General features: G+C 44.5%; 14 protein-coding genes. 9 read left to right on the top strand and 5 right to left on the bottom strand.

Annotated elements, in window-relative coordinates:
- Positions 1 to 233: 233 nt before the first annotated feature.
- Positions 234 to 368, bottom strand: a complete 135-nt coding sequence (locus tag R7Z10_RS22380) for a hypothetical protein (protein ID WP_005391675.1) — start codon at positions 366 to 368, stop codon at positions 234 to 236.
- Between the two features lie 90 nt (positions 369 to 458).
- Here R7Z10_RS22380 and deoC point away from each other — a divergent pair, with 90 nt between their 5' ends.
- From deoC to deoD, 4 genes are all read left to right on the top strand, one after another.
- Entirely contained in the window at positions 459 to 1,235 is a 777-nt protein-coding gene (deoC, locus tag R7Z10_RS22385) for a deoxyribose-phosphate aldolase (protein ID WP_005380133.1), read from the top strand.
- Positions 1,236 to 1,332: 97 nt separating this feature from the next.
- Positions 1,333 to 2,661, top strand: a complete 1,329-nt coding sequence (gene deoA / locus R7Z10_RS22390; protein WP_025768209.1) for a thymidine phosphorylase — start codon at positions 1,333 to 1,335, stop codon at positions 2,659 to 2,661.
- 68 nt (positions 2,662 to 2,729) lie between these two features.
- Positions 2,730 to 3,950: a phosphopentomutase gene (locus R7Z10_RS22395; RefSeq protein ID WP_054700480.1), complete on the top strand. Its 1,221-nt coding sequence runs from the start codon at positions 2,730 to 2,732 to the stop codon at positions 3,948 to 3,950.
- Between the two features lie 143 nt (positions 3,951 to 4,093).
- Positions 4,094 to 4,813 carry a purine-nucleoside phosphorylase gene (gene deoD / locus R7Z10_RS22400; RefSeq protein ID WP_005380140.1) on the top strand — a complete coding sequence of 240 codons (720 nt, stop codon included), beginning with the start codon at positions 4,094 to 4,096 and terminating at the stop codon, positions 4,811 to 4,813.
- A 95-nt stretch (positions 4,814 to 4,908) separates the two neighbouring features.
- Here deoD and R7Z10_RS22405 read toward each other — a convergent pair whose 3' ends face one another.
- Positions 4,909 to 5,514 carry a YtjB family periplasmic protein gene (locus R7Z10_RS22405; RefSeq protein ID WP_005391677.1) on the bottom strand — a complete coding sequence of 202 codons (606 nt, stop codon included), beginning with the start codon at positions 5,512 to 5,514 and terminating at the stop codon, positions 4,909 to 4,911.
- A 91-nt stretch (positions 5,515 to 5,605) separates the two neighbouring features.
- Between R7Z10_RS22405 and serB the strand changes: the two genes are divergently transcribed.
- Positions 5,606 to 6,586, top strand: a complete 981-nt coding sequence (gene serB, locus R7Z10_RS22410) for a phosphoserine phosphatase (RefSeq protein WP_005380142.1) — start codon at positions 5,606 to 5,608, stop codon at positions 6,584 to 6,586.
- Between the two features lie 63 nt (positions 6,587 to 6,649).
- On the opposite strand, the gene R7Z10_RS22415 is transcribed toward serB, so the two are convergent.
- Positions 6,650 to 8,998: a PilZ domain-containing protein gene (locus tag R7Z10_RS22415; RefSeq protein ID WP_005380143.1), complete on the bottom strand. Its 2,349-nt coding sequence runs from the start codon at positions 8,996 to 8,998 to the stop codon at positions 6,650 to 6,652.
- Between the two features lie 136 nt (positions 8,999 to 9,134).
- On the opposite strand from R7Z10_RS22415, the gene radA reads away from it, so the two are divergent.
- Together radA and fusA are read left to right on the top strand one after the other, a co-directional pair.
- Positions 9,135 to 10,514, top strand: a complete 1,380-nt coding sequence (gene radA, locus R7Z10_RS22420) for a DNA repair protein RadA (protein ID WP_005386443.1) — start codon at positions 9,135 to 9,137, stop codon at positions 10,512 to 10,514.
- 215 nt (positions 10,515 to 10,729) lie between these two features.
- Positions 10,730 to 12,820 (top strand): elongation factor G, encoded by a 2,091-nt coding sequence (fusA, locus tag R7Z10_RS22425; protein ID WP_005386444.1) that lies wholly within the window; start codon positions 10,730 to 10,732, stop codon positions 12,818 to 12,820.
- Between the two features lie 118 nt (positions 12,821 to 12,938).
- On the opposite strand, the gene R7Z10_RS22430 is transcribed toward fusA, so the two are convergent.
- Positions 12,939 to 13,886 (bottom strand): LysR substrate-binding domain-containing protein, encoded by a 948-nt coding sequence (locus R7Z10_RS22430; RefSeq protein ID WP_054579100.1) that lies wholly within the window; start codon positions 13,884 to 13,886, stop codon positions 12,939 to 12,941.
- Between the two features lie 106 nt (positions 13,887 to 13,992).
- Here R7Z10_RS22430 and R7Z10_RS22435 point away from each other — a divergent pair, with 106 nt between their 5' ends.
- Positions 13,993 to 14,193, top strand: coding sequence for a DUF1127 domain-containing protein (locus R7Z10_RS22435; protein ID WP_224721253.1), 201 nt, complete (start codon positions 13,993 to 13,995; stop codon positions 14,191 to 14,193).
- A gap of 68 nt (positions 14,194 to 14,261) precedes the next feature.
- Here R7Z10_RS22435 and R7Z10_RS22440 read toward each other — a convergent pair whose 3' ends face one another.
- Positions 14,262 to 15,953, bottom strand: coding sequence for an AMP-binding protein (locus R7Z10_RS22440; RefSeq protein WP_318105978.1), 1,692 nt, complete (start codon positions 15,951 to 15,953; stop codon positions 14,262 to 14,264).
- Between the two features lie 476 nt (positions 15,954 to 16,429).
- Between R7Z10_RS22440 and R7Z10_RS22445 the strand changes: the two genes are divergently transcribed.
- Positions 16,430 to 17,307: transporter (locus tag R7Z10_RS22445; protein WP_225466553.1), on the top strand; the 878-nt coding region annotated here is incomplete at its 3' end.

Genomic DNA, 17,307 nt, shown 5'->3' on the forward strand with positions numbered 1-17,307 from the left:
TACGCAGTCAATGGAATAGGGGCTAGGAAATTTTGAGATACAAACCGTTTGCGCTCTATTTGGTGCTACAGTTTTGCGGTGAAACTCTATAATGTATTAATCACAGGATAGTGGTTAAGCTTGATTCTTAATCACGTAATGAATATTACATAATCGATGGGCAAATGAATTGCCCTGCAATATCAGATCTAATAGGCGTTTTGCTTTGTGATGTGATATTAAAGACACCGCAATCATAGATTGTTGTGCCATAGGCCAAACTGGTACTGTGCGGTGACAAGGATAGCAATTGGCATATGATAAATTTTCGCTGTATATGCCGAGTCTTCAGGGAACCAAGTCCGTTCATTAATAGACTGTTTAGCCATTTACTCACATTGTCTCGACTTGTTGATTATAGTTAAAGACGTGATGTAAGGCTGAGTAGTGAATTTTTTGAATATTGATCGGAGATAGAAATGAGCGATTTAAAAGCAGCAGCGCTACGTGCACTTAAACTTATGGACCTAACTACGTTGAATGACGATGACACTGATGCAAAAGTGATCTCACTATGTCATGACGCGAAAACAGCAGTAGGCAACACAGCTGCAATTTGTATTTACCCTCGCTTTATTCCTATTGCTAAGAAGACACTTCGTGAGCAAGGTACGCCAGAGGTTCGTATTGCAACAGTAACGAACTTCCCACATGGTAACGACGACATTGAAATCGCAGTTGCTGAAACAAAAGCGGCGGTTGCTTACGGTGCAGACGAAGTTGACGTAGTTTTTCCTTACCGCGCGCTAATGGCGGGTGATGAGAAAGTAGGCTTCGAACTAGTTAAGCAATGTAAAGAAGCTTGTGGTGACATTCTTCTTAAAGTGATCATCGAAACAGGTGAACTAAAAGAAGAAGCACTAATCAAGAAAGCATCTCAAATCTGTATTGAAGCAGGTGCTGACTTCATTAAAACTTCAACTGGTAAAGTGCCAGTAAACGCAACACCAGAATACGCTCGCATGATGCTTGAAGTTATTCGCGACATGGGTGTTGCAGAAACTGTTGGTTTCAAACCAGCAGGTGGTGTGCGCACTGCTGAAGACGCAGCAGCATACCTAGCAATGGCTGACGAAATCCTAGGTGACAACTGGGTTGATGCTCGTCACTACCGTTTTGGTGCGTCTAGCCTGCTAACCAACCTACTAAATACATTAGAAGTATCGGACGACGTCGCTGATCCAACAGCGTACTAATTCCAATAATACGTCTGAACGGTAGCACCTAAACGGGTGCTACCAAACCTCTTCTATCCTACTACAACCATGGCTCAAAAGAGCTTGGGAGGCACTAATGTATTTACCACAAGAAATCATTCGTAAAAAACGTGACGGTGAAGTACTTACCGCAGACGAAATCAACTTCTTTATTCAAGGCGTAGCGAACAACACGGTATCTGAAGGTCAGATTGCGGCGTTTGCTATGACGATTTTCTTTAATGAAATGACCATGGATGAGCGCATCGCCTTAACGTGTGCAATGCGTGATTCGGGCATGGTTATCGACTGGAGCCACATGAACTTCGGTGGTCCAATTGTCGACAAACACTCAACCGGTGGTGTGGGTGACGTAACTTCTTTAATGCTTGGCCCAATGGTGGCAGCGTGTGGCGGTTTCGTACCTATGATCTCTGGCCGCGGTCTTGGTCATACAGGCGGTACGCTGGATAAACTTGAATCTATCCCTGGTTACAACATTACGCCGAGCAACGATGTTTTTGGTCAAGTAACCAAAGACGCTGGTGTGGCGATCATCGGTCAAACTGGTGACCTTGCTCCTGCGGATAAGCGTGTTTACGCGACTCGTGATATTACCGCAACGGTAGACAATATCTCCCTGATTACGGCGTCGATCCTTTCTAAGAAACTGGCGGCGGGTCTGGAATCGCTAGTGATGGACGTAAAAGTGGGTTCAGGTGCATTTATGCCAACTTACGAAGCGTCTGAAGAGCTAGCAAAATCAATCGTTGCGGTAGCAAACGGTGCTGGCACTAAGACTACGGCAATTCTTACGGACATGAACCAAGTACTGGCGTCTTCAGCGGGTAACGCAGTAGAAGTTCGTGAAGCGGTTCGTTTCTTAACGGGTGAATACCGTAATCCTCGTCTACTTGAAGTGACCATGGCTTCATGTGCTGAAATGTTAGTACTTGGCAAGCTTGCTGAGAACACAGAAGACGCACGCGCAAAACTGATGGAAGTGCTGGATAACGGCAAAGCGGCTGAGTGCTTCGGCAAGATGGTTGCTGGCTTAGGCGGCCCTGCGGACTTCGTAGAAAACTACGACAACTACTTAGAAAAAGCAGCAATCATTAAGCCAGTTTACGCAACAGAAACGGGCATTGTCTCTGCAATGGATACACGTGCTATCGGCATGGCTGTGGTTGCTATGGGTGGTGGTCGTCGTGTTGCTACTGATGAAATCGACTACGCAGTTGGTTTCGACGAGTTCATCCGCCTAGGTGAGGTCGCAGACAGTGATAAACCTCTTGCGGTCATCCACGCTCGCACTGAAGAGCAATGGGAAGAAGCGGCAAAAGCACTGCGCAGTGCAATCAAAGTAGGTGGTGAATACACACCAACTCCAGAGGTTTACCGCCAAATTCGTGCAGAAGATATCTAATAGAACAAGTAATTACACAAGGCCTACTCAACCATAATAAAAAGCCGAGTGGGCCTAAGGAACGAGCAATGAAAAGAGCATTTATTTTAGTACTAGACTCATTCGGTATCGGTGCAACTGCCGATGCTAAAGAATTTGGTGATGTAGGTTCAGACACACTAGGTCACATCGCTGACCAATGTGACAAAGGCTTAGCAGATAACGACAATCGCCAAGGTGCACTTCGCCTTCCAAATCTATCGAAACTTGGTTTGGCAATGGCGCATAAAGAATCGACAGGTCGCTTCGCACCTGGACTAGACGCAGACGCTGAAATCATTGGTGCATACGGTCATGCAGCAGAGCTTTCTTCAGGTAAAGACACGCCGTCTGGTCACTGGGAAATCGCAGGTGTTCCTGTTCTGTTTGACTGGGGTTACTTCACTGACAAAGCAAACAGCTTCCCGAAAGAATTGACTGACCGCATTCTTGAGCGTGCAGGTCTTGACGGTTTCCTAGGTAACTGTCACGCGTCTGGTACTCAAGTTCTTGACGATCTTGGTGAAGAGCACATGAAGACTGGCAAACCAATCTTCTACACGTCTGCTGACTCTGTATTCCAAATCGCATGTCACGAAGAGACTTTCGGTCTAGACCGTCTACTAGAGCTTTGCCAAATCGCACGTGAAGAGCTAGAAGATTACAACATTGGTCGTGTTATCGCGCGCCCATTCGTTGGTGCTGGTAAAGGTCAATTTGAGCGTACAGGTAACCGTCGTGATCTTTCTGTAGAGCCACCATCAGCAACGGTTCTTCAGAAGCTCGTTGATGAGAAGCAAGGCAACGTGGTTTCTATTGGTAAGATTGCTGATATCTACGCAAACTGCGGCATCACTAAGAAAGTGAAAGCGACAGGTATCCCTGCATTGTTCGAAGCAACGCTAGAGCAAATCAAAGAAGCGGGCGACAACACGATCGTATTCACTAACTTTGTAGACTTCGACTCAGCTTACGGTCACCGTCGTGACGTAGCGGGTTACGCAGCGGCACTTGAGTACTTCGATGATCGTATCAACGAAGTGCTAGAGATTATGGAAGAAGACGATGTGCTTATCCTAACGGCAGACCACGGCTGTGACCCAACATGGCCAGGTACTGACCATACTCGTGAGCACATCCCAGTATTGGTTTATGGTCAAAAAGTACCAGCTGGTTCTCTTGGCCGCCGCGAAACATTCGCAGATATCGGTCAAACATTGGCAAGTTACTTCGGTACTTCTCCAATGGATTACGGTAAGAACTTCCTATAATTAGTTAGGTTTTTGAAAACTAGGAGCTTGATAGCTCCTAGTTTTATGTTTGCAGTATGTAAATGCTGCTTGTCGGAAATGAGAATACTCTGGCTTATATCGCCTTAAGCGCGGAGCGCTAGAGAAAGGTTAAGGAAAAGAAAATGGCAACTCCACATATCAATGCTGAAATGGGTGCATTTGCAGACGTCGTACTGATGCCTGGTGATCCACTACGTGCAAAATACATCGCAGAGACTTTCCTTGAAGATGTCGTTCAAGTGTGTGACGTTCGTAATATGTTTGGTTACACAGGCACATACAAAGGCCGTAAGATCTCGGTAATGGGCCACGGTATGGGTATCCCATCATGCTCGATTTACGCGACTGAACTAATCAAAGACTTCGGCGTGAAGAAAATCATCCGTGTTGGCAGCTGTGGCGCAGTGAATGAAGACATCAAAGTGCGTGATGTTGTGATCGGCATGGGTGCATGTACTGACTCTAAAGTGAACCGTATCCGCTTTAAAGGTCATGACTTCGCGGCAATCGCAGACTACAACATGGTTCGTGCGGCAGAAGACGCTGCAAAAGCTCGCGGTATTGACGTTAAAGTTGGTAACCTATTCTCAGCAGAGCTTTTCTACACGCCAGATCCAGAAATGTTCGATGTAATGGACAAGTACGGCATTGTTGGTGTTGAAATGGAAGCAGCTGGTATTTACGGTGTTGCGGCAGAATACGGTGCAAAAGCTCTGACAATCTGTACGGTTTCTGATCATATCAAGACTGGCGAACAGACTACATCTGACGAGCGTCAAACGACATTCAACGACATGATGCTAATCGCACTAGATTCAGTATTGCTTGGTGACGAAGAGTAAGCGACGAAGAGTCATTCTATTTTTCGCTCTCAAGAGCTAAAAAAACAGCCCGTACATTGCGGGCTGTTTTTATATGAGTTGTTAGCGCTACCTAGTTACTTGGTTAGCAGCAGGTTTGGCGCTTTTTTACGACGTATCGGTTGTCGACGTAAAATCAAGATGAACAACATACCACAGACAAAGCTCATTAAGACCATCATGTACATATAACGATCGCTCTTGCGATAGTGGTGGTCAGAAATAGCCGTCACCCGGCCCGTCTCAAAGGTCACGCGAACAAAACCGATAAGCGCACCATCTGCAAAAACTGGTTCAACCAACTGCTGGCGACCAATGGAAGCTGTTGCCAAAGGCGTATCCAGGCCAAGAACTTCGCGTACCGATAATGCCTCTTCACTAGACGCTAAACGTACACCCTGTGCATCGTAGATTGTTGCATCAAACACTAAACGGTCTTGTGCTAGCTGGTTTGTTAGCTGAAGTAATCGTTCTTGATCTTTAGTTAAAATCATCTCACTGGCAGAAAGAGACGCCTGTGAAATCAAAACTTTGGTGAGCGTTTCAAGCTGTTGTGCTTGAATTTTCTCATTACCCTTACTGATCACAACACTGTTTTTTATTGTGATAAACAACATCACACACAGTAGGATTAGTGCCAGAATTCTTAGGGCATTCCTTACTGAGAACAAAGATTCACTCATGCTCTTTACTCATCCATTTAAAATAAAACAAAGACTTGCCTTTTTAGTTTGTTGAGGTAACGTTTTAGCAAAGTCATAAGGGATTATATACATGGACGCGTCAAAAAGCTTGCCTATCAGAAAACATACGACACTTTTAAAACGATTACCCGAGACTCGATTTGCCTCCCAATTAGATAAAGCAAAAGCAAACTGGATCGTATTTGCTGAGTACCTTTCGCCAAGTCACTTCGAAGACATTGATTTCTTCACCGGCTTTTACAACCCAATACTAGAAACGTGGAAAGTTGGCCAATATGAAGTAGCCCTGATGGCCGGAGAGTTGACTCCTCAACATGAAACGATCTTACAAAGTCTCAACCTAGATTACGCCTCGCTTAATGAAGTGCCCGATCTATCAACCCAAGGGTTGATTGTATTTGATATGGATTCAACGGCGATCCAGATAGAGTGTATTGATGAAATCGCGAAACTGGCAGGAGTAGGGGATGAGGTCGCTGAAGTCACTGAACGTGCCATGCAAGGTGAGCTGGATTTTGAGCAAAGTTTACGTCAGCGAGTTGGTAAGCTCAAAGGTGCCGATGAATCAATTCTTGAACAAGTTCGTTCCCAGTTACCATTCATGCCGGACTTTGAAGCGCTAATTGCGACGTTGAAAGCCTTGGGCTGGAAAACAGCGATTGCCTCCGGTGGTTTTACTTACTTCTCTGATTACATCAAAGATAAAGTCGACTTAGACTTTGCTCGCTCCAATCAATTAGAAATTATTGACGGCAAACTCACGGGTAAAGTACTTGGCGATGTGGTAACGGCGCAGATGAAGTCTGACATTCTAGTGGAACTGGCGGATGAATATGAAATTGAGCAGCACAACACGGTTGCTGTCGGTGATGGCGCTAATGATCTTGTGATGATGTCGGTGGCAGGATTAGGGATTGCGTATCACGCAAAACCAAAAGTGGAAGCTCAAGCGCAATCAGCGATTCGCTTTGCAGGGTTGGGCGGTGTGCTCTGTATTTTATCTGGCGCATTGGTGAAGCAGCAAAAGGTCAGCTGGAAAGCTAAACCTTAACCATCCATTCAAAAACACCGCCAGAAAGGCGGTGTTTTTTTTCAATTTGGTATGACTTTGAATTTACTCGGTTAACTCCAATCTAATTACAACCTCTTCAGTAATGTCTTCAAATTCACTGTAACCAACGAGCGCTGTTAACTCTTTTTCTAACTTGCTCGCTTGATGTACGCCAAATTGGGTTAAGTCACTTAAATCTTGTTGCAGTAATGATGTCATCGGATCGAAAATTGGCGCAGTAGAAAGGCGAATCACGTAAAAGTCACCCATCATTCGCGCTTTCTTTATAAATTGAATCCGCTCTTTTACGCTGTTGAACTCTTGATGAAGCTTTGACTCAATGCCTGTAATTTTATTGCCTACTTTTGCGGCGCTTATATAGATATCCTGATGTCTGGCTTGAGCACCTTCTACACGTTTTATTGGCTCTGCAATTAATGTGCTTGTCCGGCCTTTAAAGATAGGTTCAAGTGACAACAGTTGGTCATGCCCAAGACGGGCAAAAAGCTCAATGTGTTTAGGTAGCGGCAAGTTCACCCCGATAACGGGGGTTTTGATTGAAGATGACGTACTCTTACTGATAAAAATGGGCGTGCTCAGCGTACGCGAGAGCAACATGCAGTGCAGCCTTTCAAGTAGAGCATTACTTGGTAGCGTCTCTTTTTGCGGGATTAGCTTGTCTTGATTGTGCTCGATAATGCTGTTGAAAAAAGCGATTACCTTCATGGTTTGGCTGCTTTCATCAATAACTAGCTGCACGCTACAACCGTCTGGGCTTACACGAATTACTCGGTATGGCACCGACATTAACGGCAATTTTTTATCGTAGAGTTGTAATTCTCGAAAGTTGATTCTTACCTCTTGCCCAGAACGTAACATCGTAGGCTCACTTAGCCTAATTCCGAGTCCTCGTTTGGAAAGGTCAACAGTACAGCCGCCTGTTTTAGTTTGTCCTGAGTACAACTCTAAAGGTGTTTTAAAACGATAACGAGGCTCTTTTCGACGAGACTTTGCATCAAAATAAATGCCCTTTGGATTGCCGATAACTCTTCTCGGATGACGAAACGCGTTTAACGTATTAGCGGGTAAGCGCGGCTTTTCAGTTAGCAGGTAATCCTGCCCTGATTTTTCGTCAGCAATTTCTTGCAAAATACCAATATGAGTCAGTGATTGAGACGTTTCTGCTAACTCTGGAGAGAAAGCTGCTAGGTCTTCCTGTTCTTGCTCAGATAGTTCAAAGATTGAAATTCTAAAGGCGCGCCAACTCTCTCGTTTGCCACCTAAATGCCAAAATAGCTGGCGCTGTTCGCGAGTTGCTTCAGGGCGAAACATCGAATAGAAATAGGTTCGATTCTCGTGCTCGTGAGTAAATGAATAAAGGACATTGGTTGTTCCTTTCACACCAGGCTTAATGAGTGACGCGATGCGTTGCTCGTTGAATAAGGAACCAAACATTTGCTGGTTTCTCTCATCGTGCCAGTATTGCCAAAGCTTTTGATTGTTTGGCGTTAACATTGCTAATTTTAGGTCACTACCATCAAAGAATAGAGGCAAGCTGCTGGTGTGCTTTAGTGCGATGTGCTCATAACCGCGAGTTCGAGCTCGAATAATCTTGTCTTGATTGTCGTGACGAGCCCTTTTAGCAGCACTGTTGAGCGCTTCATCTATCACTCTGGTGACGACATTGGTGTCAGTTAAGCGTATGGTTCTGAGGTATCGAACTGAGTCATTTTCGTAACAGTCATCAACCGCGAGTATGCGGTATGCAAGCGGTTTCTCTATACCTGCAACGTTAGATTTGCTGGCAAATTCAGTAAACGTGACCTGAATAATTTCCCCAAGGTTATATTTAAATGCACTAGGGACTTTGAACTTTGCGCCAGAGCTAGACAAATCAATGCTTAATCCATGAAGAAGCTGTCCTTTAGAACGGCAAATTTCAACTTGAGATTGGACTTTCAAGCGTTTTTCTTGGCGCTTTAAATCGTAGCCTAGGTGAACGGGTTCTGCTAAGAACGGGCTTTTAGGATCCGTTAACGATTGCGTTTTTTGCTGAGTAAGGCGCTTGCTCATTACGCGAAAGTTATTTCGCGTGTTGACCAATGCTTCCCACATTCCTTCCGTGTAGCAGCCAAACTTTTTGATGTTTTTATGGTAAGCGTTGAAAGCAACATCATCCAACCAATGTGGAATGCCATCCAAAATATACTCGCGACATTCGCCTTGAACGCGACCTCGCAAATCAATGCTTTTTTTGCATGGAGCCATTAAGCGGTTAAGTTCCATTTTAACCAAAATTTTGGCCGAAGGCGGCTCTTCCTCGGTCAGTTGGCCAAGGACAAAGTCAAAGTCATTCGTACCGTAAACGGGAATGAGTCGTTCTGCGAGCGAGAGAATTTCAGATTGCTGCATTATTTCTGTTAGAGTATGTCGTTACTTTAAATTGTATCGGCTAAGCGAAGTAATACTTAAGTATATCAATAGTTCATTTCAGTTCAGGTCTGACTTGGCTGTGCTTAGTCACATTTGTAGAAAAAATTGAGGCATCATGGCGAAAGCAAAACGAGCGTATGTTTGTAATGATTGTGGCGCGGACTTTCCCCGTTGGCAGGGGCAGTGTAACGCATGTGGTGCATGGAATACGATAACAGAAGTACGTATCGCTGCATCGCCAACCGTTGCTCGCAATGAACGCTTAAGCGGCTACGCTGGTTCCGCAACAGAAGCAACGGTTCAAACGCTATCCGAAATTGATCTGCAAGAAGTACCTCGCTTCACCAGTGGGTTTAAAGAGCTTGACCGCGTCTTGGGTGGTGGTGTTGTGCCAGGTGCCGCAATTTTGATTGGTGGTAACCCTGGTGCAGGTAAATCAACCCTTCTGTTGCAAACCATGTGTAGTTTATCTGCGCAAATGCCAACGCTTTACGTAACCGGTGAAGAGTCGTTACAGCAGGTGGCAATGCGTGCTTCCCGATTGGGCTTGCCGAAAGATCATTTAAAAATGCTATCGGAAACGAACGTCGACAAAATTTGCCAAATCGCCGAAAAAGAGCAGCCTCGTATAATGGTAATAGACTCGATTCAGGTGATGCACGTTTCTGATGTTCAATCGTCGCCTGGCAGTGTTGCTCAGGTACGTGAATCTGCGACGGCTCTGACACGATACGCAAAACAGAATAATGTTGCGGTATTTATTGTTGGTCACGTAACAAAAGATGGTACCCTTGCGGGCCCCAAAGTTCTTGAACACATTATCGACTGTTCGGTACTACTCGATGGTGGAACGGATAGCCGATTCCGCACTTTGCGTAGTCATAAAAACCGTTTTGGCGCTGTGAATGAGCTTGGTGTCTTTGCTATGACAGGCCAAGGATTGAAAGAAGTGAGTAACCCATCAGCGATCTTCCTTTCTCGTGGTGAAGAAGAAACATCAGGCTCTTCCGTCATGGTGGTTTGGGAAGGCACGCGCCCTCTGCTAGTAGAGATTCAAGCGCTGGTGGATTACTCGCAGTTAGCCAACCCTCGTCGTGTTGCGGTCGGCTTGGAGCAGAACCGCCTATCACTTTTGCTTGCGGTGTTGCATAAGCATGGTGGCTTACAAATGGCAGACCAAGATGTCTTTGTTAATGTGGTTGGCGGTGTTAAGGTGACGGAGACGAGCGCTGATCTTGCTTTAGTTATGGCGCTTTTATCGAGTTTTCGTGACCGTCCACTCCCTAAAGATGTGGTGATTTTTGGTGAGGTAGGGCTTGCGGGCGAAATCCGTCCAGTGCCAAGTGGGCAAGAGCGTTTGAATGAAGCGTTCAAACATGGTTTCAAGAAAGCCATCGTGCCAGCAGCCAACATGCCGAAAGGTGGCATCCCTGGCATGCAAATTCACGGCGTTAAGAAATTGTCGGAAGCTATAGAGGCTTTTGACGAGCTGTAATGCTCATAAGAATGGTATTTGTGCAATCACAAACTGTTCTATCCGTCCTCAATAAAATGCGAATAAAGTACATAAATTGCTGTGTTTGACTATGCTTTGGGGACGGAAATTTCACGTTAAAATTTTTTTTCTTCCATCCGCACGCAAGGGTATCAGTATTGACAGAATGTGATATACTCTGCGCGCACTTTATACCTTATTAACAGAGTAAGACAATGACTGATTTATCAAAATACAGAAACATTGGTATTTTTGCTCACGTAGACGCGGGTAAAACTACCTCTACAGAGCGTATCCTAAAGCTAACTGGTAAGATCCATAAGATCGGTGACACTCACGACGGTTCAACTACTACTGACTTCATGGAGCAGGAAGCTGAGCGTGGTATCACAATCCAGTCTGCAGCAACAACTTGTTTCTGGAACGATCACCGTCTAAACATCATCGATACTCCTGGACACGTTGACTTCACTATCGAAGTTTACCGTTCTCTAAAAGTACTTGACGGTGGTATCGGTGTATTCTGTGGTTCTGGTGGTGTTGAGCCTCAGTCAGAAACTAACTGGCGTTACGCTGACGAATCACACGTATCACGTCTGATCTTCGTTAACAAACTAGACCGTATGGGCGCAGATTTCTACAAAGTTGTAGATCAAGTACAGAACGTACTAGGTGCTACACCTCTAGTTATGACTCTACCTATCGGTATCGAAGAAGATTTCGTAGGTGTTGTAGACGTACTAAGCCAACAAGCTTACGTATGGGATGAGTCTGGCCAACCAGAGAACTACGAAGTTCAAGATATTCCAGCAGACATGGTAGAAAAAGCTGCTGAATACCGTGAAATGCTAATCGAAACTGCTCTAGAGCAAGACGAAGATCTAATGATGGCTTACCTAGAAGAAGGCGAAGAGCCATCTCTAGAAGACATCAAACGTTGTATCCGTAAAGGTACTCGTGATCTAGCATTCTTCCCAACTTACTGTGGTTCAGCGTACAAGAACAAAGGTATCCAACTTATTCTTGACGCGGTAATTGATTACCTACCATCTCCAACAGAAGTTGATCCACAGCCTCTAACTGATTCAGAGACTGGTGAGCCAACTGGTGAAGTTGCGACTGTATCTGCAGACGAGCCACTACGTGCTCTTGCATTTAAGATCATGGATGACCGCTTCGGTGCTCTAACCTTTATCCGCATCTACTCTGGTAAGATGAAGAAAGGTGACACAATCCTTAACTCTGCAACTGGTAAAACAGAGCGTATCGGCCGTATGGTTGAGATGCACGCGGACGAGCGTAACGAGATCGATTCAGCACAAGCTGGTGACATCATCGCTGTAGTTGGTATGAAGAACGTTCAAACTGGTCACACTCTATGTGATCCTAAGCACGAATGTACTCTTGAGCCAATGATCTTCCCAGATCCAGTAATCTCTATCGCAGTTAAGCCTAAAGATAAAGGCGGTTCTGAGAAGATGGGTATTGCGATCGGTAAAATGGTTGCAGAAGATCCATCATTCCAAGTTGAGACTGATGAAGATTCAGGCGAAACTATCCTGAAAGGTATGGGTGAACTTCACCTAGACATCAAGGTAGATATCCTTAAGCGTACTTACGGCGTTGAGCTAGAAGTTGGTGCTCCACAGGTTGCTTACCGTGAAACTATCACTCAAGCAATCGAAGATAGCTACACGCACAAGAAACAGTCTGGTGGTTCTGGTCAGTTCGGTAAGATCGATTACCGCATCAAACCAGGTGAGCCAAACTCTGGCTTCACGTTCAAATCAACAGTTGTTGGTGGTAACGTACCTAAAGAATTCTGGCCTGCAGTTGAGAAAGGCTTTGCGTCAATGATGGAGCACGGTGTTCTAGCTGGCTTCCCTACTCTAGACGTTGAAGTTGAACTATTCGACGGTGGTTTCCACGCAGTTGACTCTTCAGCTATCGCTTACGAAATCGCAGCGAAAGGTGCATTCCGTCAGTCTATGCCTAAAGCTGGCGCGCAACTTCTTGAGCCAATCATGAAAGTTGACGTGTTCACTCCAGAAGATCACGTTGGTGACGTAATCGGTGACCTTAACCGTCGTCGTGGTATGATCAAAGACCAACAAGCAGCGTCTACTGGCGTACGTATCAAGGGTGATGTACCTCTATCAGAAATGTTTGGTTACATCGGTACTCTACGTACTATGACTTCTGGTCGTGGTCAGTTCTCTATGGAGTTCTCACACTACGCACCATGTCCAACAAACGTTGCAGAGCAAGTAATTGCTGACGTTAAAGAGCGTAACGCTAAGAAGTAATTCTTAAGTTAACTCTATAACTTGAAAGCCCCGCTTAGTGCGGGGCTTTTTGTATCTAGCAGTCTTATACGCAGAGCGTTTTTGTTTTATTCCTATTTAGCGTTTGTTTTGACGATTGTTATGATGTCGTTCTAGTGCTGTTGCCTTTTAGGTCAATGGTCTTAAAGTCTGGTACCACTGACTTTTCAAATATTTCTATTTCTTCCTTCAACCATTGCGCAAACAATTGAGCTTTAGGTCTTTTTAAGTAGCCTTTTGGCGCACACAAGTAATACGCAAAGTTGGGCTTGATAGCGATATCTCCAATTCGGACCAATTTGCCAGAACGAAAATATTGATGAGCTAAACTGTGTTTTACTAATGCCACGCCTTGAAGTGATAGTGCAGCCTCAAGCACGAGATGTGATCCACTGTATTTTAAGGTAGGCTTTGCTGCGCAGTGACCCAAGGTTGCTAACCACATATTCCAATCAAGATCAGGCCAAACATCTTCAATCAGCTCAGCTTTGCTTAAATCCTCGATGTTATAGATCCCGTGCTCTTTCTGGTACACCGGATGACAAGCTGGATAAAAAGCTTCGTCCATTAGCCATTGTGATTCTAAATTGGGGTACTTTCCTAAACCGTAACGAACACATAAATCTATCTGGCTATCTTGAAAAGACACCAAATCATTGGTTGGTTCTAATAGCAAGGCGATATCAGGGTGACGCTGACGAAAAGCCGTAATTTTCGGGACTAACCAATGATGAGCGAAAGAGGGGAGTGTTGATATCGAAAGGTGGTTCGGGTTTGGATCTTGATTGACTAATCTAACCCCTTGCTGCAAATGAGCAAACCCTCTTTCTGCCTGACTAAACAGTAGCTCTCCCTCAGGTGTGAGCACGATTTTTCTGTGCTGACGAACAAATAGGTCCGTGCCTAAGAACTCTTCTAAATGACGAATTTGCTGACTAATGGCCGCTGGCGTAACAAACAGTTCTTTTGCTGCCGTTTTAAAGCTTCCTTCCTTTGCTGCAACGAAAAAGTAATACAAGCCCTGTAAGGGAGGCATTCGATCTTTCACATTAGTTTTCCTTAACTCTATGGCAGATTCTATCGTTTGAGGATATCAGCGTAGTCGCTGATTATTAAGTGGTCAACATTGTATAGGGATCTTTGAAATGGAAAACATGACACACACTTGTGAGCGTACTATACCTACTGCCCATCAGAGCGGGTTACAGTTAATTTATTCTAAACTGGCGGCTTGGAGAAGGAACTATAAGACACGTCGTCACTTGAGAGAGTTACCAAAGCACCTTTGGGACGATATTGGGTTAGGTGAAAGGGAGATTAGTTGTGAAGTGAGTAAGCCATTCTGGAGAGAGTAGTTTATGAGTTTGATTCAAGCTCAAAGTTAAGTTGCACTCCCCAATGGTGTTGAGGAGTGCAAGCAAAATTACAAGTCTTCTTCCCACACGACCAATTCATCTTTTGGCCAATTGTGGCCTATCTCATGATACTTTTGTTCGAGCACATGACGTTTAATTTTAAGCGTTGGCGTCAGTACGCCATTTTCTATACTCCAAGGTTCTTTAATCATTAACACACCTTTGATTTGCTCATGAGAGGCGAGTTCTTGATTCATCCTGGCAATAACTTTACGTGTGGTACGTGCGTATCGCTCTCGATCAAAGTTAGGGAAGTCATGTGGCACAACCAAAAGAATCGGAGCGGGTAGCCCTAAACCGATGAGACACATCATCTCTACGCGACTGTACTCGAAAAGCTTTTTCTCGATAGGTACCGGAGAGACAAATTTACCTTTGGCGGTTTTGAAGTTATCTTTTTTACGGCCTTGAATCGTTAGATAACCATCTGAATCGATAGCGCCGATATCGCCTGTGTGTAGCCAGCCCTCTGAATCAAAAGACTCTTGGGTGGCAATATCATTTTTGTAGTAGCCAGAAAATAGCCCTTTGCCACGCACCATGATTTCATCATCGGCTGCGATTTTTAACTCAATGCCTGGCCCTGCATTACCGACACTACCAATTTTGTCAGCTCTAAATGGGTAGTTGAGCGTGCTGTAGGCAAATGATTCCGTCATCCCCCAAGCCTCTGTGATATCAAGGCCCACTGAGTGGTACCATTCCAACAGCACTGGCGAGACAGGTGCAGAGCCACAGCCTAATACTCGAGCCTGATCTAAACCTAGACCATCTGCTAGCTTTTTCTTGATCAAAGAATTGACGAATGGGATTTTCAACAGAATATTGAGCTTCTTCTGTGGAAGTTTGTCTTGAATACGTTGCTGGAATAGCGTCCATAATCGTGGGACGGAGATAAACAGAGTTGGTCGGTGCATCTTCACATCTTCGATAAAAGTGTCCAGTGACTCTGGAAATGCTGTTGGCACGCCACCCATAATCGATGAACCGAAGATATAAACACGCTCTGTAATATGAGCGAGCGGTAAATAAGAGAACAATCGGTCGTTTTCTTGGATACCAATATGATTGATCAGTTGCTGAACAGACCAACTGAATGCGCCGTAAGTTAGCATCGCGCCTTTCGGTAACCCTGATGTGCCTGAGGTATACACCAACGACATTAGCTTGTTATCGTAATGCTGCGGACGCTCTTCACTTGGCATTGCATCAGCAATGAGCGCTTGGTATTCGTGCTTACACTTAGGTGCCGTGTCATAAGGTAGAGCGATGCTAATGAGTTCAGGCATAGCATCAATGACTTGCTGAGTTGCTTTGGGATCATCGAGTTTTCCGCCAATGATCGCTTTACTTTCACTATGAGTCACACAGTATTCGATGGTGTCTGCACCGGCGGTAGGAAAGATTGGCACACTGACATAGTCACCAAGCATCATAGCAAGATCGCAAATAAACCATTCTGCACAGTTTTTAGATACTAACGCAACTTTGTCGCCAGGCTTTACACCAAGCGAGCGTAGTGCGCTGACAAGTTTTAAGGCTTGATCTGCAACATCAGAGAATGTGTACTCAACAAACTGTCGGTTAATAATTTGTTTTAGGTAGACCTCTTTTGGACGCTCTTGAGCCCATTTGAGGATCATTTCATTTGGTGGTGGGAGAGCGCAACCAGCAGCGCTATTTAGATTCGGCTGATTCATTTTAAGTGACTCCATGTCTTCTCATTGTATTTATAATTGTTAACGCATTGTTAACTTTAGCATGTTAAATCGCGACACGGGAATGCATTTTGATGAAATATGTGGGGAAGATAGCGTTAGTTATGGTTGAAGTCGGAGCGACTCGATCTAAAAAGCAATGTGATTGATGCTACGCAAAAGAGAACAGGCTTTTCAGCTGTTATGTCATACCGACTTCATACTAAGAGCACAGGTAAGCAATTTATTTTATTAATAATATTGCGAAAACATAGAATCTATCCTAATTATTTATTAACTAGTGGCTTAGTGTTGAAGATAAGTATAAATGTCTCCTAATTTCTTCAAAGCGCCAAACTTAAAGGTATGTCGTGGTTTTGAAGTAGCTATACTAATCTTACTTTGGAAAGTTAGGAGCTTCACCTCAAGCTATTGCCTGAGATTACTTGGGTACGATCATCAGCAAAAGGAAAGATGTGATGTTACGGAAGACTTTACTGGGTACCTATCTTTGTAGTTTATTCATTGCGGGGAATGCATATGGTGCTGAAGGAGATGATATTCCTCAGCGCGCCCAAACGGTTGGTGATGTTATTGAGCGCCCAGGCGTTCTCACACCTAAAGGTAAATGGTCATTTGATTCGTCTTTAAGCTATACACAAAACTCTTCAAACAAAGTATCTGTTGTTGGGTATACAGTCTTACCAACTCTGATTGTTGGGCGAATTGAAGTGAGTGATTCGGATAGGACTACAGTAACCGTTGGATTAACTGCTCGGTACGGTTTAACAAACGCCACAGAGTTAGAAGTTAGAGTGCCGTATGTGTATCGTAATGACCAAGTTTCTACGCGCCCCATTCAAGATGGTTCAAACAGTGAAGTAGTAAACACAACGGTGGATGGCGGAGGGCTTGGTGATGTAGAGTTCGCATTGAGGCACCAGTTTAACTTTGAGTCTGCGCCATACTGGGTAGGTGGCCTTAGAGTAAAGTCGGATACAGGACGATCGCCTTATGATGTTTCTATTGAAGATGGAAGCAACTCATTTAGTGATGTCCCTACAGGTTCGGGTTTTTGGAGTTTTGAGCCTAATTTATCTCTTATTCACCCTGTTGATCCTGCGGTCTTGTTCGCTAGTCTAAGTTATATTTATAACTTAGAGGATACTGTTACAGTTGGCGACACAAAAGCTGATGTTGAACTTGGAGACACTATTTCTCTTTCAGGAGGAATGGGGTTTGCGGTGAATCCTGATCTTTCATTCTCTTTAGGACTTAGCCATAAAACTATTTTAAAAAGCAAAGTAAATGGCAGATCGGCAGATGATGCTAAGTTGCTTCAATTAGATGCATTAAC

This window comes from Vibrio sp. Vb1018, assembly GCF_033338775.1.
Taxonomy (GTDB): domain Bacteria; phylum Pseudomonadota; class Gammaproteobacteria; order Enterobacterales; family Vibrionaceae; genus Vibrio; species Vibrio alginolyticus.